The following is a 22471-nucleotide window of genomic DNA, read 5'->3' as shown; positions in this document are numbered from 1 at the left end:
TTAATTGGAAATTTTTTTGACTTCGCTCAACGTGACAAATTACTTCAGTTTTCAATCGCGGTCACAGTAATCAGTTTTAGACTGAGACTGAAAACCGAGACTGAATACTAAAAAAATCACCCGTGAATCGTCTCCCCTTTTCCGTAATTTGAAATAATAGATTCTTCGTAGGCTAGCCATTCTCTCCAGCGTTTTTCAACGTCAATTCCCACTCCGTATTTTCTGGCGTATGTGATGAAGGTAGTGTAATGTCCGGCTTCGCTTTCCATTAATTCTCTGTAGAAAATGGCTAATTCTTCGTCCTGAATATTTTCGGATAAAACTTTAAAACGTTCGCAGCTTCTGGCTTCGATCATGGCTGAAAATAATAATCTTTCTACAAGACCTGAAACACGGCTTCCGTCACCGCTTTTTTTCATATATAAATACAATTCGTTTACATAATCGTCTTTACGCTCGCGTCCTAACTTTAATCCTCTTTTGATAATAATATTGTGAACCTGCTCAAAATGATCGATTTCTTCTTTGGCTAAAGCCAATAAATCTTTGACCAAATCCTGATGCTCAGAGTTATTGGTAATAATGGTAATCGCGTTTGTTGCTGCTTTTTGCTCGCACCAGGCGTGATCTGTCAGGATTTCTTCAATATTTTTTTCTACAATATTTACCCATCTTGGGTCTGTTGGCAATTGTAATCTTAATACACCCATGATCTTTTTTGTTTCAGGTTTTATTTTGTTTCAGGTTTCAAGTTCTAAGTATTAGGTTCTTTTAGGAACGAAAAAAGTTTAAAGTTTTGCTTTGCGTTTTTTGCGCTTCACAAAACTTTAAACTTGAAACCTGAAACTTGAAACAATTAAGTTTCAAATTTTATTATTAATATACGAAAATCGGTCTTTCGCTCATCATTTCGTTTACTTCGCCAGCTACTTCCTCGATAACTGCTTCGTTTGTGTGATCAGCAAGTACTCTGTCGATTAAAGCTACGATAGTTTCCATATCTTCTTCAACTAAACCACGAGTTGTGATTGCTGCTGTTCCTACACGTATACCTGAAGTTACAAATGGTGATTTATCATCAAATGGAACCATATTTTTATTTACAGTGATTTCTGCTTTTACTAATGCATTCTCCGCTTCTTTACCAGAAATATTTTTATTTCTTAAGTCAATAAGCATCATGTGGTTATCAGTTCCGCCAGAAATAATTTGGTATCCTCTTTTTACAAAAGCATCAGCCATAGCGTTTGCATTTTTTTGCAATTGCATAGCATAAGTAAAGAATTCATCTTTTAATGCTTCACCAAAAGCAACCGCTTTAGCAGCGATAATATGCATTAAAGGTCCACCTTGATTTCCTGGAAAAACAGCAAGATCTAATAATGAAGACATCATTCTGATTTCTCCTTTTGGAGTTTTCAAACCTTGAGGGTTTTCAAAATCTTTCCCCATTAAGATCAAACCTCCACGTGGTCCACGTAAAGTTTTGTGAGTTGTTGTAGAAACAATATGACAGTGAGGAATTGGATCATTCATTAATCCTTTTGCAATAAGACCTGCAGGGTGTGAAATATCAGCAAACAAAATAGCTCCAACGCTATCAGCAATTACTCTAAAACGCTCAAAATCCATATCACGAGAATAAGCTGATGCTCCGGCGATGATTAATTTTGGTTGCTCTTTAGTTGCAATTTCCTGAATTTTATCATAATCTAAACGACCTGTTTCAGCATCTACTCCGTAAAAAACGGGACGGTATAAACGACCTGAAAAGTTTACAGGAGAACCGTGAGTCAGGTGACCACCATGAGATAAGTCGAAACCTAATATAGTATCACCAGGATTTAAACAAGCATGGTAAACTGCTGTATTGGCCTGAGATCCTGAGTGAGGCTGAACGTTTGCATACTCAGCACCAAATAATTCTTTAGCTCTGTCTATTGCAATTTGCTCAATAACGTCAACTACTTCGCAACCTCCGTAGTATCTTTTGCCAGGATATCCTTCGGCATATTTGTTAGTTAAAACAGAACCAGCTGCTTCCATTACCTCATCACTTACAAAATTCTCTGAAGCGATAAGTTCTAATCCGTGAATTTGTCTGTCTTGTTCCTCTAGTATAAGGTCAAAAATTTGTTCGTCGCGTTGCATTTTTTCGTTTTTCGTTAATTTCCTGCAAAAATACAAAAAAACGTTTGTCAAACTGCTAGATTATGATATATTTGACATAGAATTTTTCAACAAATAATTAACATTCACATGCCAATAACCGCTAACGATACCAAAAGAAAATCATGGTTAGAAGTGCCAGAAAATAGCGACTTCCCTATTCAAAATATTCCTTTCGGTGTATTTCTTACTAAAGAAAATGTCGTTACAGTAGGAACACGAATTGGCGACTACGCTATAGATTTAGGGGCTCTACAACAATTAAACTATTTTTCAGGAATAGATTTAACTGATGATATGTTCATGCAGGACACGCTTAATGATTTTATTTCTGACGGAAAAAAAACATGGCGTCTGGTTCGAAATCGCATTGCCGATATTTTCGACGAAACCAATTCACAGCTACGAGATTCAACAAAAGATCGCGATATTGTTATTTTTAAAATCGATGATGTCGAGATGCAATTACCTGTATTAATAGGTGATTATACTGATTTTTACTCCAGTAAAGAACACGCTACAAACGTAGGAAAAATGTTCCGCGATCCTGAAAATGCTTTATTACCAAACTGGTTACATATACCTGTAGGATATCATGGTAGAAGTTCGACTATTGTTCCGTCCGGAATTCCGGTGCACCGACCAATGGGACAAACTTTACCGGCCGGCGAGAAATATCCTGTTTTTGGACCGTCTCGTTTGGTAGATTTTGAACTGGAAACAGCGTTTATTACGACTGACGTAAACATAATGGGAGAAAATATCCCAACTTATGAAGCCGAAGATTATATTTTTGGTATGGTTTTACTAAATGACTGGAGTGCGCGCGATATCCAAAAATGGGAATATGTGCCGCTAGGACCATTCTTAGCCAAAAACTTTGCAACATCAATTTCTCCGTGGATTGTAACTATGGATGCTTTGGAGCCTTTTAGAACTAAAGGCCCAAAACAAGATCCTTCACCATTACCTTATTTACAGACTAAAGGAAAAAAAGCTTTTGATATTCATTTAGAAGTTTCTATACAACCTGAAAATCAAGAAGAAACTCTAGTTTCTCAATCAAATTTTAAATATCTATACTGGTCAATGGCACAGCAATTAGCACACCATACTTCTAATGGTTGTCGTGTAAATTCTGGCGATATGATGGGTTCAGGAACAATTTCTGGTCCAACTCCGGATAGTTTTGGTTCTATGTTAGAATTAACCTGGGGTGGACAAAATCCATTGAAATTAAAAGATGGCAGTGAACGTAAGTTTATCGAAGATAACGATACTGTTATTATTAGAGGTTTTTGCGAAAATGCTGAAGTGAGACTTGGTTTTGGAGAGGTAGCCAGCCAATTGTTACCGCCCTTTATCAGACCATGAAGAGCAGATAAATTATCTGAAGAGATATAAAAATATAAAACCTTGGTTGTCGCCAAGGTTTTTTTATGCTTTATTTTGAGCAAATACTTTTATGTTTGAATCTCGCAATCCCGATAGCTATCGGGATTGCGAGATTCAAAATTTTATTTAAAAAATAAGATTAAATAGCGTCCCGCTTTAGCTGGATGGAAATAGTTAACGCAAACAAAAAGGCTTTAACCAAACTAATCTAGTTTGGCTAAAGCCTTATTTATATTCAAATCGTTTTCCCCTAGCTGAAGCTAGGGGCTATGCAAAAAACTTAGAAATAAAATCTTTGCTACTCTGCTCCCGATAGCTATCAGGATTGCGAGATTAAATTATACATAAAACACAAAAAAACTTATTGCCTTTGTGTCTTCGTGGCTAAACCTAAGCCGGAATCTGCTGGCTCAAACAATGCAAAGTCCCGAATCCCCAGATAAAATCAATACAGCTTATTCCTATTACTTCTCTGTCAGGGAAACATTCTGATAAAATATTCAAAGCTACACGATCATTACTATCATTAAAAGTAGGAACCAAAACACAATTATTCAGGATTAAGAAATTAGCATAACTTGCCGGTAATCTTAAATCTTCAAAGTCTACACGTTTTGGCATTGGTAATGCTACGATTGTAGGCGATTTTCCGTCTTCTAATTTTGCATTTTGCAAACGTTTCAAATTATCTTGTAATGGCTTATAATTAGCATCATTTTTATCCGTTTCAACAATTGTTACAATCGTATCTTCATTTACAAATCGGCATAAATCGTCGATGTGTCCGTGTGTGTCGTCTCCTTCTATTCCGTCTCCAAGCCAAATTACGTTTGTAACTCCCAGATATTCCTTAAAAACAGCTTCGTAATCTTCTTTGGTAAAATTTTTATTTCGAACCTGAATTGATGGATGCATCAAACATTCTTCAGAAGTTAGTAAAGTTCCTCTTCCGTTTACATCTATTGCACCGCCTTCTACAATTACCGGTTTTCCTTTATAAACAACTTGTGTCAAGGGAACATCTATAAAATCAGCAATTTTAGAAGGAACGAATTTATCTAACTGATAGTTTTTATATTTTGCCCAACCATTAAAATTGAAATTCAACGCTTCCCTTTTCGAACCATTTTTTACTACAATTGGTCCGGAATCACGCATCCAGCTTCGGTTTGTTTTATGAATTATGAAAGATACATTCGCACTATTTACGCGTGCTCTTTCTAACATTTCGGCTACTTTTTCTTTTAGTTTTTCATCGGCTACGACCAAAAAAACAGTTTCAAAAGTGGCTACTTTTTTTATAAATTCTACAAAAGCCCATTGAACAGCTTCGTATTTTCCTGGCCAGTCGTTACCATTATGCGGAAAACATAATACAATTCCTTGTTGTTTTTCCCATTCTGCTGGAAATCTTCTATTATTTGTTGACATAAAGAGGTTCTAATTTTGAAAGTATACAAAGATAAGCATTCGGAAGGATTATAAAATAGTCGAGACAAAATGATATTGGTTTTAGATTAATTATCTGATAAAATTTAAGTTAAAGATTAATTAATACAGCCTTAATATATGACCAAAATCTGCTAATTACATTTGGCAAAACTAAAAAACACAAAAATGAAGAAACTAAGTATTACGTTATTAGCCGCTTTATCTATAATGGTAAGCTGTAATAATAATGATGATGAGAATTCAAGCAAACCAGAACCTGAAGTTGTTGTAAATGAAAACCCGGGAACCTTTAAAGAAATTGGTTCTGTAACTATTGGCGGCGAAGGTGCAGCAGAGATTACAGCTTTCGATGAAAAAACAAAAAAACTTTTTACTGTAAACAATAGCGGAACAAACCAAATCGATGTAATTGATTTAACGGATCCTACAAAACCAACTAAAATTGGTAAAATAGATCTAACTCCTTATGAAGGCGCTTCTAATAGTGTGGCAGTATTTGATGGGAAATTAGCCGTTGCGTTAGAATCAACCGTAAATAAACAAGGAAATGGTAAAGTGGTTGTTTTTAATACTACTGATTATAGCTTAATCAAACAAATTACTGTTGGCGCATTGCCTGATATGATTACTTTTTCGCCTGACGGAAAATATATTATGACCGCTAATGAAGGGGAACCAAGCACCGATTATTTACAAGATCCTAACGGAACTATCTCTATTATTGAAGTCGCTAATAATTATGCGGTTACAACTTTAGATTTCGCTTCTTTTGCCAGCCAGTCTGCTGCTTTACAAAAAGAAGGTTTTAGAGTTTCTAAATTCGCTAAAAGCTTCGCTCAGGATATCGAACCTGAATATGTAACGATTTCTGATGATTCTAAAACTGCCTGGGTAACATTACAGGAAAATAATGGTGTGGCAAAAGTAGATTTGACATCTAAAACCATTACAGCTATTTATCCTTTAGGTTTTAAAGACTTTAATACTGCCGAAAATGCTATTGCTGTAAGTGACAAAAATGAAACAGCCGTTTTTAGTCCATGGAAAGTAAAAGGTATGTTCATGCCAGACGCAATTAGTCATTTTTCTGCCAATAATGTTCCTTATTTTGTTACAGCAAACGAAGGCGACGCCAGAGAATATACTGCATATAGTGACATTAAAAGAATGAAAGACATGAAGCTTGATGCAACTGTTTTTCCTGATGCTGCAACTTTAAAATTAGAAACCAATTTAGGAAGATTAAATTTAATTACCGACATGGGGGACACTGATGGTGACGGCGATCTTGACGAAATGGTCGCTTTTGGAGCACGTTCTTTCTCGATCTGGAACGGAAATACCGGAAAAATTGTTTACGATAGTAAAAATGACCTTGATAAAAAATCAAATGATTTTGGAACTTATGACAACAAACGCAGCGATGATAAAGGCTCAGAACCTGAAGCTGTAGTAGCTGTTAAGATGGGAAGTCAGAATATTCTGTTTGTTGGCTTAGAAAGATCAGATGTTTTTATGACTTATGATGTAACAAATCCTGCATCGCCTCAATATTTACAAACTGTAAAAACCGGAGATGCTCCAGAAGGAATATTATTCATTCCTGCTTCTAAAAGTCCAACAAAAAGAAGTTTGTTAGTTGTTAGTAGTGAGGGAGATGGAACAATAAAAATCTACCAGCCAGATTTAAAATAACTTTCACATTTACAATTAGAGAAGGGAGCTAAATATAAATTTAGCTCCCTTTTTTTGTTCAAAATTCTGATTCTTTTAACGGATTTACATAAATAAAACCCAAAAGGTGGGAATTATGTAAGACCAAATAGAACACATTCTGAAACTCGTAGTATAATTTTGTCCTGAGTTTAAAACGAAAAACTCGTAATAATCACAATTAAATTAAAATTTGGATATCATGAAAAAGAAATTAGCTTCAGTATCACTTTTACTACTAACATTTGCTGCGGGTGCACAAAATATGGCAACGACGTCAGCTCAACCTACAATTGAAAAACCTGCATACAATAGATGGTCTATAGAGTTAAATGGTGGTTTAAACAAACCTCTTAGAGCAATAACTCCTGGTTATTCTACAGAAACTGCTAGTCCGTTTCACGCAGATTTAGGTGTAAGATATATGTTTAATCCTAAATTTGGTTTGAAACTGGATGTTGGGTACGACCAATTTCAAGAGCGCGACAACACGCCGGAATTCGACAGCAAGTATTACAGAGCAAGTTTACAAGGGGTAATTAACCTTGGTAGAGCTTTAAACTTTGAAACCTGGACAAACACTTTTGGTTTATTAGCACATGGTGGTTTTGGTGTTTCTCAATTAAGCAATGATGACGGTTTTGACGGAAAAGATTACATGGGGCATGGAATCATGGGATTAACAGGTCAAGTGAGACTAAGTAACAGAATCGCTTTAACAGGAGACCTTACTGGTATTGTTAACGGAAGACAAAATCATAACTTTGATGGTCATGGAGTTCCAACTACAGGTTCATTAGATGGTGTGTTATTAAACGCTTCTGTTGGTTTGACTTTCTACTTAGGTAAAAACGAAAAACATGCTGACTGGTATTCTGAAGAAAATGAAAGATTAAACCAATTAGAAAACAGAGTAACAACTATCGAAACTGGTCTTATTGATACTGATAAAGATGGTGTTGCTGATTTATACGATTTAGAACCTAATACTGTTTCTGGAGTTGCTGTAAATACTAAAGGACAATCTATTGATACCAACCAAAATGGTGTTCCGGATGAATTAGAAAGCTACTTAGATAAAACTTATGTTAGACAAGGTAGTCAAACTGCAACAAACAATACTGTTGAAGAATTGATCAACGGAGGATATGTTAATGTTTATTTTGACTTTAACTCATCTAAACCAACAAATGCTTCTTTATCTGGTGTTGACTTCTTAGTAAAATACTTGAAAAACAATCCAGGAAAATCTGCTGATATCGTAGGATATGCTGACGAAATTGGAAGTTCAAGCTACAACACTGAATTATCAAGAAAAAGAGCTGAAGCTGTGAAAAAAGTAGCTGAAAACGCTGGAATTGATGCTTCAAGATTAAATGTAATTGCTAACGGTGAAGATACTTCTGTGAACAAAGATTCTAAAGAAGCTCGTCAAATCGTAAGAAGAGTTACTTTTAAAGTAAAATAATCTTATTATATATTTTCTAAAAATCCGCTTCGGAATATTCTGAAGCGGATTTTTTTTGTTTCTAAGAGAATAAAAAAAAGGACGAAATGTAGATTTCGTCCTTTTTGTTTTATTTGAATTAACTGAATTTAGTCAATGGCTCTTTTAGTAATATCACCAAAAGCATCGATTCTTCTGTCTCTGAAAAACGGCCAGTTCTGACGTACATTTTCCTGAAGATCCAAATCAACCTCAGCAATTAGAATTTCTTCCTGATCGTGAGAAGCCTGAGCTAAAATCTCGCCTTGTGGTCCTGCAATAAACGATGCTCCCCAAAACTGAATTCCTTCTGTTCCTTCGATATATTTTTCTAAACCAATTCTGTTTGCAGCAGCAACAAAAACACCATTTGCTACAGCATGACCTTTCATTACATTCATCCAGGCACCATATTGGTTTTCGCCATATTGTTCTTTTTCTTTAGGATGCCATCCAATTGCAGTTGGATAAAACAATACCTCAGCTCCTTTTAAAGCTGTGATACGCGCTGCTTCCGGATACCATTGGTCCCAACAAATAAGAGTTCCAATTTTTCCTTTTTTGGTTTCAATTGCTTTAAAACCTAAATCTCCCGGTGTGAAATAGAATTTTTCATAAAAATGGGGATCATCCGGAATGTGCATTTTGCGGTATAATCCAGCTTCTGTTCCGTCAGTATCAATTATGTAAGCACTATTGTGGTAAATTCCAGCCATTCTTTTTTCGAAGAAAGGAACAATAATTACTACACCCAATTCCTTTGCCAATTCGCTAAAAGCAATAAATGAAGTACTGTAAAGTGGTTCTGCTAATGCAAAATTGTCTACATCTTCGCTTTGGCAAAAATAATGACTGCTATATAATTCAGGTAACAAGATTACTTCTGCACCTTTATTTGCAGCATCTTTAACCCAGCTGATACATTTTTTAAGATTATTTTCGGCAACGTCGTTCAGATTTAACTGGATAACGGCTATTTTATATTTTCTTTTCGGCATGACATAAAATTTAGAGTGCAAAAATAGTAATTTTTAAAGGAATGGCAAAGTGCGTTTTATGTACTTAGTAGTAATAAAAAAAGAGCCCATTAGGCCCTTTTATATTTGCTTTACAGAATCCCGTTTTGTTGAAAATATCTTGGTAATATAAACAACTTCATTCTCTTCAACATATAATATTTTATAATCTCTAACAATAATTCTTCGGTATTCGGGCTCAATTTCATCCTTTTGATACTGTTCTACAAAATGAATGCTTTTACTACTAGACAAAATATCATTCTTTAGATTAATTGCGCCTTGAAGTGATTTTTCTTTATGATAATTGTATATTGTCTTTAGCTGGTCTTTGGCTGTGTTAGTCCAAACTACTTTTCTTATTGTACTCATTACCAATTTTCAGATTCTCTTTCTAAATCTTCCTGCGAAATTACATTACCATTTTTAATATCTAATTTCGCATCCGCTAATTGCTGTTTATAAATGGCTCTCGTCATTGGTTTTCCATCAACTGAAAAAGCAACAATTTCTTCTTCCTGGTAGCTTTCAATAACCGCTTTAACAACTTTTAAAAGACGTTCATCTGCAGTATTTATATATTCTAAAACACTATCTCTTAACTCTAATGCTCCCATAATTATATCTTTTAATACTCCAAAGATAGCTATTTTGACTCGTTTTTTAAACTAGTTATTCATAAAATCATCTGAATATAACTTCAAAAAAAAAGAAAGCCATTTTACAAATATTTTAAAACATTTGCAAAATGGTTTCTGACCAAAAATTTATCTTTAATAACCTAATTATTCAATAACCACTTTTTTAGTTACGAATTCCTTATCTGATTTTTTGAATTTGAATTCAAAAGTTCCTTTTACATCTGATTTGAATTTGTAAACAGTTTTCTTAGGATTCGGAACTTGTAGTGTACAAACTTCCGATGGGTCTTTTACTTCAACTTGTAATCCTCTAACATCATTAATGAATGTCTCACTAAATTTACTGAACTCTGCGCAAGCGTTGTCTGCTACAAAAGTGATATCATAACTCAATTCTTCATTTACTTTTCCAGTTGCAGGACCGGTTATCTCTGTTACAGATGCTACTTTTACAACTGGGTTAGGTCCACTTGGTTTATCATCATCATTACTGCAAGAAATTAATGCTGTTGCTAAAAATAATACTACAAGAACGGATTTAAATTTAAAATTTTTCATATAAAATAATAATTAATTGTTAATTACTATGAAGATGCAAAAGAGTTGCATTGGTTGCTTTAGTAATTTGTTAAATAATTACACAAAAATAGTAAACAATTAAATATCAAAAACTTAACAGAATAAAAAAAACTTACTAAACAACAGTTATTCTTATAAAAATTAAAATTCCCGGTTTAGCCCCGATAGAAACGGTATCCTTTTTAGCCGTTTTCTAACGGATAAAAAGATATAGTGGATAGCGGGACAAGTGGTGTTTTGAAAATGAGTCTTTTGCTTCTAAAAAAAAAAAAACACCATTCGCTGCGACGAATAGTGTTTTGATATTTATATATGTAGTAGCTGTTATGCTATTTCTTTCTTTTTAAATATTTTTTTGAATAGGCTTACAAATCCTAAAACTACAATTCCTAATGCCAGACCAATTACAAATTCTTTGATAATTGCAGGAAGATTAATTGTAGGTACGATATGATGAAAAAATGGAATATAATGAACAAAGATTCCACCTGCTACCAGAATTAAAGCTATTGTACCAATTACGGTTAAACTTTTAATGACTATTGGCAGCGCTTTTACTAATATATTACCAATAAAATTTGATATACTTTTTTCGTTTTTACTAAATTTAATTAGTTTATAGCCTGCTTCATCCATTCGTACAATTAAGGCAACAATACCATAAACACCAACCGTTGCAATTAATGCAATGATTGAAGTTACAATGATTTGCTGTACAAGTGGCTGACCAATTACTGTCCCGAGAGCGATGATTACAATTTCGACAGATAAAATAAAATCGGTTACAATGGCTGATTTTACTTTTCCTTTTTCGGCTTCCAGAATTTCTTCTTCTGTTAAATCTTCAGCAGTTATTCCTGCTGATTCTTCATGGCTATGTGGAAATATAAATTCATAAATTTTTTCGGCTCCTTCGTAGGCCAAAAACAGCCCTCCAAGTACAAGAATTACAATGATTGCAACCGGTAAAAATGCACTTAATAAAAAAGCTATTGGCAAAATAATTATTTTATTAAGCAACGAACCTTTACTAATTGCCCACAATACCGGAAGTTCTCTTGATGAAGCAAAGCCTGAAGCTTTCTCAGCATTTACTGCCAAATCATCGCCTAAAATTCCGGCCGTTTTTTTTGCTGCAATTTTACTCATTACTGCAACATCATCCATAATTGCTGCAATATCATCTAATAGTACGAAAAAACCTGATGCCATTATATTTTATTTGGTTTTAAAAACTGTGTAATTCACTGACATTGAGTATCCAGTTTAATGCACATGTTTGATTATTTATGTGCGCTAATCTAAGACTTTTTTTGTTTATTTTTTAGTCTAAAATCAACTACATTGTCCTAAAAGCACCCAAATAATTATAAAAACGAAAATAGTACCAAAACATCCTCCGCCTAATTTTTTTGCTCCGTAACCTGCTAGTAATCCTCTAAAAATATTATTCATAGTATTTGTTTTTATGATTTGTGATATAAATTTGTGAAAGTAAAGTTCCTACTTTAATACTTGAATTTATTTATATGACTTTAAAAAAAAGTTTCATGATTTACGGATTTTTATATTCTTATAAAAAAAAAGCACCAGCCTTTCGACTGATGCTTATCTCAAAAAAATTAACCAATAAAAATTATTTTTCGATATGGGTTTGGTTTCTAAATACCAATTGCCCATCGAAAGCATCTAGTAAAATGATGCTGTCTGTAGTAATGTTTCCTGCCAAAATCTCTTTCGACAACTGATTCAATACTTCTCTCTGAACGACACGTTTTACTGGTCTTGCACCAAATTGCGGATCATAACCTTTATCAGACAAGTATTTAATAGCTTCTGGTGTTGCATCCATAGCGATACCTTGCAAGGCAAGCATTTTTGTAACACTCTTAAGCTGTAAGCTTACAATTTTAGAAATATTTTCGACTGTTAAAGGCGTAAACATTACGATTTCGTCGATACGGTTTATAAATTCCGGACGAACAGTTTGTTTCAATAATCCCAAAACTTCAACTTTTGCTGATTCTGTAGCAGATTCAATGCTTCCTTTCAGGTTTTCAAACTTATCTTGTATGATCTGACTTCCCATATTGGAGGTCATAATAATGATTGTGTTCTTAAAATCAGCCAGACGGCCTTTGTTATCTGTCAAACGGCCTTCATCCAAAACCTGCAATAAAATATTGAACGTATCCGGATGTGCTTTTTCGATCTCGTCTAACAAAATTACAGAATATGGTTTTCTACGTACTGCTTCGGTTAACTGACCACCTTCATCATAACCCACATATCCCGGAGGCGCACCAACCAAACGGCTCACACTGTGACGCTCCTGATACTCACTCATATCGATACGCGTCATGGCATTTTCGTCATCAAAAAGATATTCGGCCAATGCTTTTGCCAGCTCAGTTTTACCTACTCCCGTTGTTCCTAAAAATAAGAAGGTTCCAACTGGTTTTTTCATATCCTGTAAACCTGCACGACTTCTGCGAACAGCGTCACTCACAGCTTCAATCGCCTCTTCCTGACCTACAACACGTTTGTGCAATTCATCTTCAAGATGCAATAGTTTTTCACGTTCTGTCTGAAGCATTTTCATCACAGGAATTCCTGTCCATTTTGCTACGACTTCTGCGATATCTTCGCGGGTTACTTCTTCTTTAATCAAAGAATTACCGGATTGATATTCCTGCAATTGTTTTTGCAAAACATCAAGACGTTCTTGTGCTTCTTTTATTTTTCCGTAACGAATTTCGGCCACTTTTCCGTAATCGCCATCACGTTCTGCGCGTTCTGCTTCGTATTTAAAATCTTCAATTTCTTGTTTTACGGCTTGAATTCCGTCTACAACATCTTTTTCTGATTTCCATTTTGCATAGATTTCGTTGCGCTCTTCTTTTAAGTTCGCCAAATCCATGCGCAGGATTTTCAGTTTACTTTCTTCTTTTTCACGTTTAATGGCTTCGATCTCAATTTCAAGCTGCATAATTTTACGATCCAGAACATCTAATTCTTCTGGTTTCGAATTGATTTCCATACGCAGCTTAGAAGCGGCTTCATCCATCAAATCGATTGCTTTATCCGGTAAAAAACGGTTTGTAATGTAACGTTGCGAAAGTTCAACAGCCGCAATAATTGCCTCGTCTTTGATCTGAACTTTATGATGTGTTTCGTACTTTTCTTTGATTCCGCGTAAAATCGAAATTGCACTTTCAGTATCCGGTTCATCAATTAAGATCTTTTGGAAACGACGCTCTAACGCTTTATCTTTCTCAAAATATTTTTGATATTCATCTAATGTTGTTGCACCAATTGCTCTCAATTCTCCACGAGCCAAAGCTGGTTTCAGGATATTAGCCGCATCCATTGCGCCTTCTCCCCCACCTGCACCTACAAGGGTATGAATCTCATCAATAAATAAAACGATATCACCTTCGGCAGCTGTAACCTCTTTTACAACTGCTTTTAAACGTTCTTCGAATTCTCCTTTAAATTTTGCACCAGCAATTAATGCTCCCATATCAAGTGAGAAAACGATTTTATCCTTTAAGTTTTCCGGCACGTCACCATCAACGATTCGATGCGCCAGTCCCTCAGCAATAGCAGTTTTACCAACTCCTGGCTCTCCAATTAACATTGGGTTGTTTTTTGTTCTACGAGTAAGAATCTGCAATACACGACGGATTTCTTCGTCACGGCCAATAACCGGATCCAGTTTTCCGTTTCGCGCTAATTCGTTTAGATTTTTAGCGTATTTGTTTAATGAATTATAATTTTCTTCCGCCGAAGCAGATGTTACTCTTTCTCCTTTACGAAGTTCTTCAATGGCTGCTTTTAACCCTTTTCCGGTAACTCCCTGATCTTTTAAAATCTGAGAAACTTTACTTTTTGAGTCGAAAATTGCCAAAATCAAATGCTCGATAGAAACATATTCATCGTTCATTTTTTGAGCAATAATTTCAGCTTCATTCAGCGCTTTATTGGCGTCTCTGGAAAGTAAAATATCTCCTCCGGAAACTTTTGGAAAACTTTGAATCGTGCTGTCTAATATCTGTAAAAACAACGGTACATTTACATTTAGTTTTTTCAAAATAAACGGCGCTACATTTTCATCTACTTCAAAAATAGCTTTAAAAATGTGTTCGTTTTCGATTTGCTGTTGTCCGTTGCGTTGCGCCAATTGTTGCGATAACTGTATGGCTTCCTGCGACTTAATTGTAAATTTATTTATGTTCATATGTATACGATTTAGGTTTGATTTTTAGTTGTAAAAGTTCGATACCATTAAAATTACAATTTATTGGAGTACATTTTTAACTTTAAATAATATAACTTTGCTTTTGATCATTCAAAATATATTCCACACTAAAAATACAGACAAAATGACATTTAAAACGTGATTTTTATCATATTTAAACGTCAAAAAGTCATAAAACACGTCAAATATGAGTTTTTTAAATTCAATCTTCGGAAGTTCAGAAAATGCAGATTCTCCAAAAAGTAATGTAAACTGGACAGAATTAACCGATATAGCCCAATTATTAGAAGTTACAGCAATCTCAAATGAGAAGCCGGTTGTCATTTTCAAACATAGTACAAGATGCAGCATTAGCCGTATGGCTTTGAAACAATTTGAACGTGACTACGATTTAAATGAAGTTGTTGATGCTTATTTTTTAGATTTAATAGCGCACCGCGATATCTCTAACGAAATTGCCAGCAGGTTTAATGTGTATCACGAATCGCCTCAACTAATTTTAATTAGAAACGGAAAAGCTGTTTATGATGTTTCTCACAGTGATATTGATGCTGTGGCTTTGAAAGAAAAAATTTAAACACTAAAGTTAAAATATTTCACCATTAAGATATTAAGAAAAATTAAGTTTAGCCCTTAATGAAACTTAATATCTTAATGGTTAAAAAATAAAAATGTAATGGTGAAATCAATTAAAAAGTTCCTTCTGAACCTCCTCCACTAAAGCCTCCTCCACCAAAATCCATTGGAGAATCAGGAACTTTTGCTTCTGGTTTCATTCCAAAAGCTGAAGCAACTATTAGTGCTTCGGCATTTAATATAGTATTAGAATTATTGATTCGGTCTGGCTTGAATGTTAAACCCACTTCCTTATCCTTGAGCTTTTTAATCGAAAAATAGGCTATTGCAAACAAAACCAATCCGCCACAAGTTAATGCAACTTCTATTGGTAAAACCGAATAGTAAAATCGAATCGTGTAGATAGAAAATCCTATAGCCAAAAAGCTTATCCAAAGCATCATTCTTTCTTTTGTTTTTAAAGCCTGAACTAAATAAACAACAGGAACAATAAAAGTAAAAGCATAAAAGAAAATGGCAAACGGAATATCTTGTCCCGGAAGTACTTCGCTACCTAAAAGCGTTAACGAAAGCTCTCTAACAACCAAATAATTACAAGAAAGGTAAAATAATACCAGACAAAAACTATTGGCCAATAATAAGCCACTATAGTAATAACTTATCTTGAGATTATTAATTATTCTTTTTGTTAAGAAATAAAATGCAGCAGAAGCCAACATGGCCACGAAGGGCAAAATAGTTTTTCCGATATCAAATTCAAACATTGCGAAGAATAATACTCCTGCAGCAGCCAGACAAAAAACCAATAAAGACAATAAATGCAGATATCTTCTGTACATAAAAAACGAAGCAACAGCAACAAAAAGTGCTACTTGTATTTCATAGCCTTCGGTTGTTATAGCTATAGCAAATCCTACATTTAAAAGTGCTCCTAAAATAAAAGCATCGTCTAAGCCGTGTCCGTAATACTTTTGATTCGCCAAAAACTCTGCTCCTGCAAAACCAATTGCTGCAAAAATATAACAGCAAATACTAAAAAAAAATCGTTCTGAATTAGAACCGGTTAATCCGATTAGTGCGATTACTCCGCATATAGATAAATACAAAAATGCGCCTAACAAAAAGAATCCTAAACGCACCAGGATATTACTTTGTCTCTTAAAAGCCGGTAATTCTTTTTTAATTAAATTCTTTTGTTCTTTACTAATAAATCCAGCCGATTCTAAAGATTTAGCTTCTTCAACTAAAGCTAAATTGTCTAATAAATTTTTATCGTATACTATCATGCTGCAATTTCCTTATTGAATTTTTTAATCAGTTTTATAAACATTAAGATCGAGCCTATAAAATATATCGGAAGTATCATGATGAACAATACCCAAACATCTGAGAAATTAATATTTTCAAAAATTCTAATCAGGAATATATTAAGTCCAATATAAGCGTAGACAATCATAAAAACATACAAAGAAATTGCTTTAAGTTCATGGCTGATTTTGTAAAAATAAAAAGACGAACCTGCCAATACAAGCAGAAAAAGAAACCAAATTCCGTACTCAAAATAATCGAACAAACTGCTAATTGTCGCAATACTAATGATATGCAAAGCAAAAGTGAGATAGATAATATTAAAATGTGTTTTCAACTGAATTTTTGAACTATAAATTGTCCATAAAATAAGCAAGACTCCTAATATTATGGCTGAATAACTTAAAGTCTGATCCTGGTAAAAATTACTGTTGTTGAGTAAATCCTGAGGTGTTACCGAAAGCCCAACATAGGCCGCCAAACCAGTAATGGCAATAGTCAGAATGCTTTTATTATCGAAATAGTACGCGCAAAAGAAACTGACAATGGTTGGGATTAACGTAGCTAATCTGTAATTTGTTCCAAAGGGTTCATACTGAAATTGTAAATAACCTATAAAAATACAAGTCAAAATACTAGCCGCTAAAGCCAGATATTCTACAACCGGATGCTCAAAAGCAGTTTCCTGTTTCTGAAATCCTTTTGAATTTTTAAAACAATAATAAAAACAAATTCCTATTGCAAGCAACAACAATGAAAGGATCGCTATATGACCAATACTATCAATATTATTATAAATTAAAATTCCGATTCCTGAGGTAAACAATAAAACAGATAAATAGAGAAATAATTTTAATTCTGCATTTAGCGAGAAAATATTCAAATTGCGATACGCATTAATTTCCTGATATTGATTTTCAGTTATTAGATTTTTATCCAAAAGCGATTTCGTGGCCTGACCATCAAACTTATTCATAATTTACTTTTATAAACATATAAATCAAAAATAGTCTTTTTGTTTGAATATTCTCTTAGTAAAAAAATACTTATAAATTTTCAAGGTATGATTGTTAATATTTTCTGTAAAATGATTGATTATAAACTTTAATAATTAAATTTGTGTAATCGATTACATTAATCTAATTATTCTAAAAAACCAAATAGCTAACTTATAAAAATGAAACAAAATCTGCTTTTATTATTTTTCTTATTGAGTATGTCTTCTCTTTTTGCGCAAAACTACTATATGGAATCTCCGGAAGGATTTGGTGCAGCTACTACTGGAGGAGGTAACTCTACTCCTATCACAGTAACAACTTATAATGAATTGTTATCTCAAATTAAATTAAAATCGCCTGCTGTAATTTTGGTTTCAGGAATAATTACTATTTCAAGTGGCGAACCTATTCATGAAGTCGTTACGGATAAAACCATAATAGGAATGCCAGGCTCGAAATTAGTAAACGAAACACAATCTAATCCAGGAGCTGGTATTTTATATTTAAAGCCAGGATCGAATAATGTAATCATACGTAATCTTGTTTTTGTTGGTCCCGGAGCTTACGATATTGATGGACAAGATAACCTGACTGCAGATTGTACTAATCTTTGGGTCGATCATTGTGAATTTCAGGATGGCCAGGACGGTAATTTTGATCTTAAAGGAAAAACGGATAACGTTACTGTTTCATGGTGCAAGTTTACTTATCTAAAAGCTCCAAAATCAGGCGGATTAGGCGGTGCTGACGATCATAGATTTAGCGATCTTATCGGTTCAAACAAAAATGATTTTCCTTTAGATGAGCATTATAGTATTACTTTTAAAAATTGTTATTGGGCAGAAGGCTGTAAACAGCGTATGCCTCGTGGCAGAAATTTAGAAATTCATATTATGAACTGCTATTACAATACGTCAGAATCCGGTTCTTTAGCAATTGGTTTAGGCGGTGGTGCTAAAAATTCAACTTGCTACGTTGAAGGTACTGATTTTGCAAAAGTAGAAAAGGTTTTTAAAGAATACATCAGCACAGACGGCGGAACGGTTGGAATTGTATTTGATCATTGTCGTAAAGGCCCAATGGATTTTGGCACAAAAGTAAATAAACCTTCTTATCCCTACACTACAATTCCTCTTGGAAAAGTGGAACAATACGTAACTAATTCGTCGTGTGGCGCAGGTGCAACACTTCAGGTAAGTTCTGCTGGTTTGATCTCTTCAAGCTGCACAAATAAAAGTTGATCATCATTATAATTTTTCATAAAAAAGCCGATTTGTATCACGTACAAATCGGCTTTTTTATTGGCTGAGACACTTTTAAAGCGCTGCTTTCATTTTGTTTTTGATAGCATCTAAACATAAGTTATTAATGCTGCCTTCATGCGTATGTTTTGTTTCTTTTGGAGATTGATAAGTTCCTGCTTCCAATTGTTCTGCAACGGCTTTGTATGCATCTCTAAAAGGTATTCCGGCAACCACCATTTCGTTTAAAGTATCTACAGTAAACAAATAATCGTATTTTTTATCTTTTAAAATATTGTCTTTTACTGTAATATCTTTTACAGAGAAAATCGCAATATCCAGACAAGCTTTCAAATTTTGAATGGCAGGAAACAATCCTTCTTTTAAAAGCTGCAAATCTCTGTGATAACCACTTGGTAAATTATTTGTAATTAAAGTGATTTCGTATGGAAGCGCCTGAATCTTGTTGCATTTTCCTCTGATTAATTCGAATACATCAGGATTTTTTTTGTGAGGCATAATACTTGAACCTGTCGTAAGATGCGCGGGCAAACCTATAAAATCAAAATTTTGGCTCATATACAAACAAACGTCCATTGCAAATTTCGATAACGTTCCAGCTACACTTGCCATTGCAAATGCAACGGTTTTTTCTGCTTTACCACGGCTCATTTGTGCGGCAACAGCGTTGAATTTTAAGGTTTCGAAACCTAATTCCTGAGTGGTAAATGTTCTGTTGATAGGAAACGAACTTCCGTAACCTGCAGCAGAACCTAAAGGGTTTTGATCTACAATTTTTGAAGCCGCATTCAACATTGTTACATCATCAATGAAACTTTCGGCGTAAGCTGAAAACCACATCCCGAATGATGATGGCATCGCGATTTGTAAATGCGTATAACCCGGCAATAAAACGTTTTGGTGTTTTTCCGCCGATTCCATTAACAAATCAAATAAAGTTTTTACCTGTTCTTTTAAGGCTTTTAATTCGTCTTTTAAGTACAAATGAACATCAACCAAAACCTGATCATTACGAGAACGCGCGGTGTGGATTTTCTTTCCTGCATCGCCTAGTTTTTCAGTTAACAGATATTCGATTTTGGAATGTACGTCTTCAAAACTATCTTCGATTTCGAAATTTCCAACGGCAATATCAGCGATGATATCGGTTAATGCATCAACCAAAGAAGTCGTTTCTTCTGCAGTTAATAAGCCAATCTGTCCCAACATTTTGGCATGTGCGATTGAACCTAAAGCATCGTATTTTGCCAAAACTAAATCTAATTCACGATCGTTTCCTACGGTGAAATGTTCAATTTGTTTATCTGTTGGTATTCCTTTTTCCCAAAGTTTCATAGGTAGATTTTAGATTTTTAGACTTCTTAGATTTTTAGATCTTTCCAATCTTTACGTTTAATTTCGCCAGGAATTCACGAATTTATATCTTCAAAGATTATCAAAAATAATTCGTGAATTCGTGGCGGTTACTTTTCTTACAATTTAAAGAAATCGGTTAGTATTTTGATATACAAATCGATTCCTTCTTCGATTTCGTTAATGAAAATAAATTCGTCTGCTGAATGTGACCGCAATGTTTCTCCTGGTCCTAATTTTAAAGACTGGCAACTCAAAACAGATTGATCTGAAAGTGTTGGCGATCCATAAGTTGTTCTTCCTAAAGCAATTCCGGCTTGTACTAAACCGTGAGTAACCGGAATAGATGACGCATTTAAATGCATGGATCTTGGGGTTACTTCGGCGTTTATATTTGCTTTTACTACTTCAAGAATCTCAGCATTTGTATAACGATCTGTTACGCGAATATCAACAACCAAATCACATTCTGAAGGCACTACATTGTGTTGTTTTCCGGCACTGATCTGCGTTACGGTCATTTTCACCGGACCTAAAACATCAGATATTTTATCGAATTTATAGTTTTTAAACCATTCCATTACAGGAATTGATTTGTATAATGAATTATCATCGTTTTGATGTGCAGCATGACTTGCAGTTCCTTTTACTTTTACATCCAAAACTAACAAACCTTTTTCTGCAACTGCCAATTGCATTAATGTCGGTTCACCAACAATAGCGCAATCTAATTCCGGTAGATGTTTTAAAACACTGTTTAAACCGTTTTTCCCGCTGCTTTCTTCTTCGGCGGAAGCCACAATTACGATATTATGTGATAGATTTTGATTCTCGTAAAAATGTACAAACGTTGCTAATAATGAAACTAAACATCCTCCTGCATCATTGCTTCCTAATCCAAATAATTTCCCCTCTTTTTCGATTGCTTTAAAAGGATCGTTGGTGTAAGCCTGATTGGGTTTTACAGTATCATGGTGTGAATTCAGTAAAAGTGTTGGTTTATTTTTGTCGAAATATTTATTGAAAGCCCATACATTATTATTTTCTCTTTTGAATGGAATCTCGTTTTGATTGAACCAATTTTCGATTAAAAGTGCTGTTTGATCTTCTTCGCTAGAGAATGAAGGGGTTTCGATTAGACTCTTTAATAAACTAATTGCTTCCTGGGTAAGCGTTGCAATATTTTTCATAGGTTTAAGTTCTCTGCCACGAAGGCTCAAAGTCACAAAGTTTTTCTTATTGATTTTGTGAATCAATTTTGTGACATTTTTAATTTGCGCAAATTTCTTAAATTAATATTTAAAATGCCTTGTGCTGATGTGTTTTTTTGCCACGAATTACACAAATTTTAGCTAATAATTTTAATTTTTAATTCGTGAAAATTTGTGTAATTCGTGGCTATATCTTTATAATGTAATCGTTGTATGTAAAACGTCCGGGGTTTGAAGCATTTTATGATGCCCAATTTTGATTTTCTGAACGCCGCGAGATAAACTATTAAAGCAATTATCCAGTTTCGGGATCATTCCGGAATGGATCACTTTTTCGGCTTTTAGTTTGTTGTATAACTCTTCATTTATTTGAGTAATTACAGACGAATCATCTTCTGAATCTTGCAAAACACCTTGTTTTTCGAAACAATAGGTTAGCGTAACATCAAAAACTTCAGACAATGCAATTGATAATTCGCTTGCGATAGTATCAGCATTTGTATTTAATAATTGTCCATTTTTGTCGTGTGTGATCGCGCAGAAAACAGGAACAATTCCAGTTTCTAATAAAGTAGCTAATAATTTAGTATTGACTTGCTTTACGTCACCAACAAATCCGTAATCAATTGTTGGATGATTCCTTTTTACTGATTGAATTAAATTTCCATCAGCTCCGGAAAATCCCATTGCATTGTTGTTTTTGGCTTGTAATTGTGCCACAACATCTTTATTGATTTGTCCCGCGTAAATCATAATTACAACATCAAGCATTGCGGCATCGGTAATTCGGCGGCCTTCAATCATTTGAGGCACTAAACCAATACTCTGAGCCATTTTTGTAGCCGATTTTCCGCCTCCATGAACTAAAACTTTATAGCCTTCGATTTTAGAAAAGTCGGTTAAGAATTGTTCTAACTCTGTTGGGTTGTCGATGATGTTTCCACCTATTTTTATTACGGTAACTTTCTTCATAAGATTCTAAGGTTCTGAGATTCTAAGATACTAAGTTTTTTTTGCGCAAAGTTTCTTAGCATCTTAGACACTTAGAATC

Annotated in this window: 19 protein-coding genes; 5 read left to right on the top strand and 14 right to left on the bottom strand. The window is 34.3% G+C overall.

Annotation, left to right across the window (positions count from 1 at the left end):
* Window positions 1–116: 116 nt before the first annotated feature.
* Both FLP_RS11410 and glyA read right to left on the bottom strand, forming a co-directional pair.
* Window positions 117–710 carry a MiaE family protein gene (locus FLP_RS11410; RefSeq protein WP_065449638.1) on the bottom strand — a complete coding sequence of 198 codons (594 nt, stop codon included), beginning with the start codon at window positions 708–710 and terminating at the stop codon, window positions 117–119.
* A gap of 166 nt (window positions 711–876) precedes the next feature.
* Window positions 877–2151: a serine hydroxymethyltransferase gene (gene glyA, locus FLP_RS11405; protein ID WP_065449637.1), complete on the bottom strand. Its 1275-nt coding sequence runs from the start codon at window positions 2149–2151 to the stop codon at window positions 877–879.
* A gap of 108 nt (window positions 2152–2259) precedes the next feature.
* Between glyA and fahA the strand changes: the two genes are divergently transcribed.
* A complete protein-coding gene (fahA, locus tag FLP_RS11400) occupies window positions 2260–3543 on the top strand; it encodes a fumarylacetoacetase (RefSeq protein ID WP_065449636.1) in 1284 nt (427 codons plus the stop codon).
* A 411-nt stretch (window positions 3544–3954) separates the two neighbouring features.
* On the opposite strand, the gene FLP_RS11395 is transcribed toward fahA, so the two are convergent.
* Entirely contained in the window at window positions 3955–4995 is a 1041-nt protein-coding gene (locus FLP_RS11395; RefSeq protein ID WP_065449635.1) for an agmatine deiminase family protein, read from the bottom strand.
* A gap of 186 nt (window positions 4996–5181) precedes the next feature.
* On the opposite strand from FLP_RS11395, the gene FLP_RS11390 reads away from it, so the two are divergent.
* A complete protein-coding gene (locus FLP_RS11390) occupies window positions 5182–6711 on the top strand; it encodes a choice-of-anchor I family protein (protein WP_065449634.1) in 1530 nt (509 codons plus the stop codon).
* 220 nt (window positions 6712–6931) lie between these two features.
* Window positions 6932–8197 carry an OmpA family protein gene (locus FLP_RS11385; RefSeq protein WP_065449633.1) on the top strand — a complete coding sequence of 422 codons (1266 nt, stop codon included), beginning with the start codon at window positions 6932–6934 and terminating at the stop codon, window positions 8195–8197.
* Window positions 8198–8325: 128 nt separating this feature from the next.
* On the opposite strand, the gene FLP_RS11380 is transcribed toward FLP_RS11385, so the two are convergent.
* The 6 genes from FLP_RS11380 to clpB form a co-directional block, all read right to left on the bottom strand.
* Window positions 8326–9213 (bottom strand): carbon-nitrogen hydrolase, encoded by an 888-nt coding sequence (locus FLP_RS11380; RefSeq protein ID WP_065449632.1) that lies wholly within the window; start codon window positions 9211–9213, stop codon window positions 8326–8328.
* A gap of 99 nt (window positions 9214–9312) precedes the next feature.
* Window positions 9313–9603: a type II toxin-antitoxin system RelE/ParE family toxin gene (locus FLP_RS11375; protein ID WP_065449631.1), complete on the bottom strand. Its 291-nt coding sequence runs from the start codon at window positions 9601–9603 to the stop codon at window positions 9313–9315.
* Complete coding sequence (locus FLP_RS11370) at window positions 9603–9848, bottom strand: hypothetical protein (protein ID WP_065449630.1); 246 nt, start codon at window positions 9846–9848, stop codon at window positions 9603–9605. The genes FLP_RS11375 and FLP_RS11370 overlap by 1 nt, the downstream gene beginning before the upstream one ends.
* A gap of 168 nt (window positions 9849–10016) precedes the next feature.
* The gene (locus tag FLP_RS11365) at window positions 10017–10430 is read right to left on the bottom strand and encodes a hypothetical protein (RefSeq protein WP_065449629.1); all 414 of its coding nucleotides are present in this window, start codon (window positions 10428–10430) and stop codon (window positions 10017–10019) included.
* A 345-nt stretch (window positions 10431–10775) separates the two neighbouring features.
* Entirely contained in the window at window positions 10776–11663 is an 888-nt protein-coding gene (locus FLP_RS11360) for a DUF808 domain-containing protein (RefSeq protein WP_065449628.1), read from the bottom strand.
* Between the two features lie 424 nt (window positions 11664–12087).
* Entirely contained in the window at window positions 12088–14691 is a 2604-nt protein-coding gene (gene clpB, locus FLP_RS11355) for an ATP-dependent chaperone ClpB (RefSeq protein WP_065449627.1), read from the bottom strand.
* Window positions 14692–14899: 208 nt separating this feature from the next.
* On the opposite strand from clpB, the gene ytxJ reads away from it, so the two are divergent.
* On the top strand, window positions 14900–15289 hold the full coding sequence (gene ytxJ, locus FLP_RS11350) for a bacillithiol system redox-active protein YtxJ (protein ID WP_065449626.1): 390 nt from the start codon (window positions 14900–14902) through the stop codon (window positions 15287–15289).
* A gap of 112 nt (window positions 15290–15401) precedes the next feature.
* Here ytxJ and FLP_RS11345 read toward each other — a convergent pair whose 3' ends face one another.
* A complete protein-coding gene (locus FLP_RS11345) occupies window positions 15402–16574 on the bottom strand; it encodes a hypothetical protein (protein ID WP_065449625.1) in 1173 nt (390 codons plus the stop codon).
* Window positions 16571–17572, bottom strand: a complete 1002-nt coding sequence (locus FLP_RS11340; protein WP_065449624.1) for a DUF2157 domain-containing protein — start codon at window positions 17570–17572, stop codon at window positions 16571–16573. Before FLP_RS11340 ends, FLP_RS11345 begins: the two co-directional genes overlap by 4 nt.
* A 201-nt stretch (window positions 17573–17773) precedes the next feature.
* Between FLP_RS11340 and FLP_RS11335 the strand changes: the two genes are divergently transcribed.
* Complete coding sequence (locus FLP_RS11335; RefSeq protein WP_083195847.1) at window positions 17774–18835, top strand: pectate lyase family protein; 1062 nt, start codon at window positions 17774–17776, stop codon at window positions 18833–18835.
* 75 nt (window positions 18836–18910) lie between these two features.
* Here FLP_RS11335 and argH read toward each other — a convergent pair whose 3' ends face one another.
* From argH to argB, 3 genes are all read right to left on the bottom strand, one after another.
* Window positions 18911–20191 carry an argininosuccinate lyase gene (argH, locus tag FLP_RS11330; protein WP_065449622.1) on the bottom strand — a complete coding sequence of 427 codons (1281 nt, stop codon included), beginning with the start codon at window positions 20189–20191 and terminating at the stop codon, window positions 18911–18913.
* Window positions 20192–20328: 137 nt separating this feature from the next.
* The gene (locus FLP_RS11325; RefSeq protein WP_065449621.1) at window positions 20329–21399 is read right to left on the bottom strand and encodes a M20 family metallo-hydrolase; all 1071 of its coding nucleotides are present in this window, start codon (window positions 21397–21399) and stop codon (window positions 20329–20331) included.
* A gap of 216 nt (window positions 21400–21615) precedes the next feature.
* A complete protein-coding gene (gene argB, locus FLP_RS11320) occupies window positions 21616–22392 on the bottom strand; it encodes an acetylglutamate kinase (protein ID WP_065449620.1) in 777 nt (258 codons plus the stop codon).
* Window positions 22393–22471: the final 79 nt, after the last annotated feature.

The organism is Flavobacterium piscis (assembly GCF_001686925.1).
Lineage (GTDB): Bacteria > Bacteroidota > Bacteroidia > Flavobacteriales > Flavobacteriaceae > Flavobacterium > Flavobacterium piscis.
This window is presented reverse-complemented; position numbering and strand designations above follow the sequence as displayed.

What these genes read in the sequence shown, in the direction of transcription:
- FLP_RS11360 (WP_065449628.1), bottom strand. Translation starts at nt 11,663, where the DNA reads ATGGCATCAGGTTTTTTCGTACTATTAGATGATATTGCAGCAATTATG.
- fahA (WP_065449636.1), top strand. Translation starts at nt 2,260, where the DNA reads ATGCCAATAACCGCTAACGATACCAAAAGAAAATCATGGTTAGAAGTG.
- FLP_RS11335 (WP_083195847.1), top strand. Translation starts at nt 17,774, where the DNA reads ATGAAACAAAATCTGCTTTTATTATTTTTCTTATTGAGTATGTCTTCT.
- argH (WP_065449622.1), bottom strand. Translation starts at nt 20,191, where the DNA reads ATGAAACTTTGGGAAAAAGGAATACCAACAGATAAACAAATTGAACAT.
- FLP_RS11395 (WP_065449635.1), bottom strand. Translation starts at nt 4,995, where the DNA reads ATGTCAACAAATAATAGAAGATTTCCAGCAGAATGGGAAAAACAACAA.
- clpB (WP_065449627.1), bottom strand. Translation starts at nt 14,691, where the DNA reads ATGAACATAAATAAATTTACAATTAAGTCGCAGGAAGCCATACAGTTA.
- FLP_RS11365 (WP_065449629.1), bottom strand. Translation starts at nt 10,430, where the DNA reads ATGAAAAATTTTAAATTTAAATCCGTTCTTGTAGTATTATTTTTAGCA.
- FLP_RS11345 (WP_065449625.1), bottom strand. Translation starts at nt 16,574, where the DNA reads ATGATAGTATACGATAAAAATTTATTAGACAATTTAGCTTTAGTTGAA.
- FLP_RS11390 (WP_065449634.1), top strand. Translation starts at nt 5,182, where the DNA reads ATGAAGAAACTAAGTATTACGTTATTAGCCGCTTTATCTATAATGGTA.
- FLP_RS11325 (WP_065449621.1), bottom strand. Translation starts at nt 21,399, where the DNA reads ATGAAAAATATTGCAACGCTTACCCAGGAAGCAATTAGTTTATTAAAG.
- FLP_RS11340 (WP_065449624.1), bottom strand. Translation starts at nt 17,572, where the DNA reads ATGAATAAGTTTGATGGTCAGGCCACGAAATCGCTTTTGGATAAAAAT.
- FLP_RS11370 (WP_065449630.1), bottom strand. Translation starts at nt 9,848, where the DNA reads ATGGGAGCATTAGAGTTAAGAGATAGTGTTTTAGAATATATAAATACT.
- ytxJ (WP_065449626.1), top strand. Translation starts at nt 14,900, where the DNA reads ATGAGTTTTTTAAATTCAATCTTCGGAAGTTCAGAAAATGCAGATTCT.
- FLP_RS11385 (WP_065449633.1), top strand. Translation starts at nt 6,932, where the DNA reads ATGAAAAAGAAATTAGCTTCAGTATCACTTTTACTACTAACATTTGCT.
- argB (WP_065449620.1), bottom strand. Translation starts at nt 22,392, where the DNA reads ATGAAGAAAGTTACCGTAATAAAAATAGGTGGAAACATCATCGACAAC.
- FLP_RS11375 (WP_065449631.1), bottom strand. Translation starts at nt 9,603, where the DNA reads ATGAGTACAATAAGAAAAGTAGTTTGGACTAACACAGCCAAAGACCAG.
- FLP_RS11380 (WP_065449632.1), bottom strand. Translation starts at nt 9,213, where the DNA reads ATGCCGAAAAGAAAATATAAAATAGCCGTTATCCAGTTAAATCTGAAC.
- FLP_RS11410 (WP_065449638.1), bottom strand. Translation starts at nt 710, where the DNA reads ATGGGTGTATTAAGATTACAATTGCCAACAGACCCAAGATGGGTAAAT.
- glyA (WP_065449637.1), bottom strand. Translation starts at nt 2,151, where the DNA reads ATGCAACGCGACGAACAAATTTTTGACCTTATACTAGAGGAACAAGAC.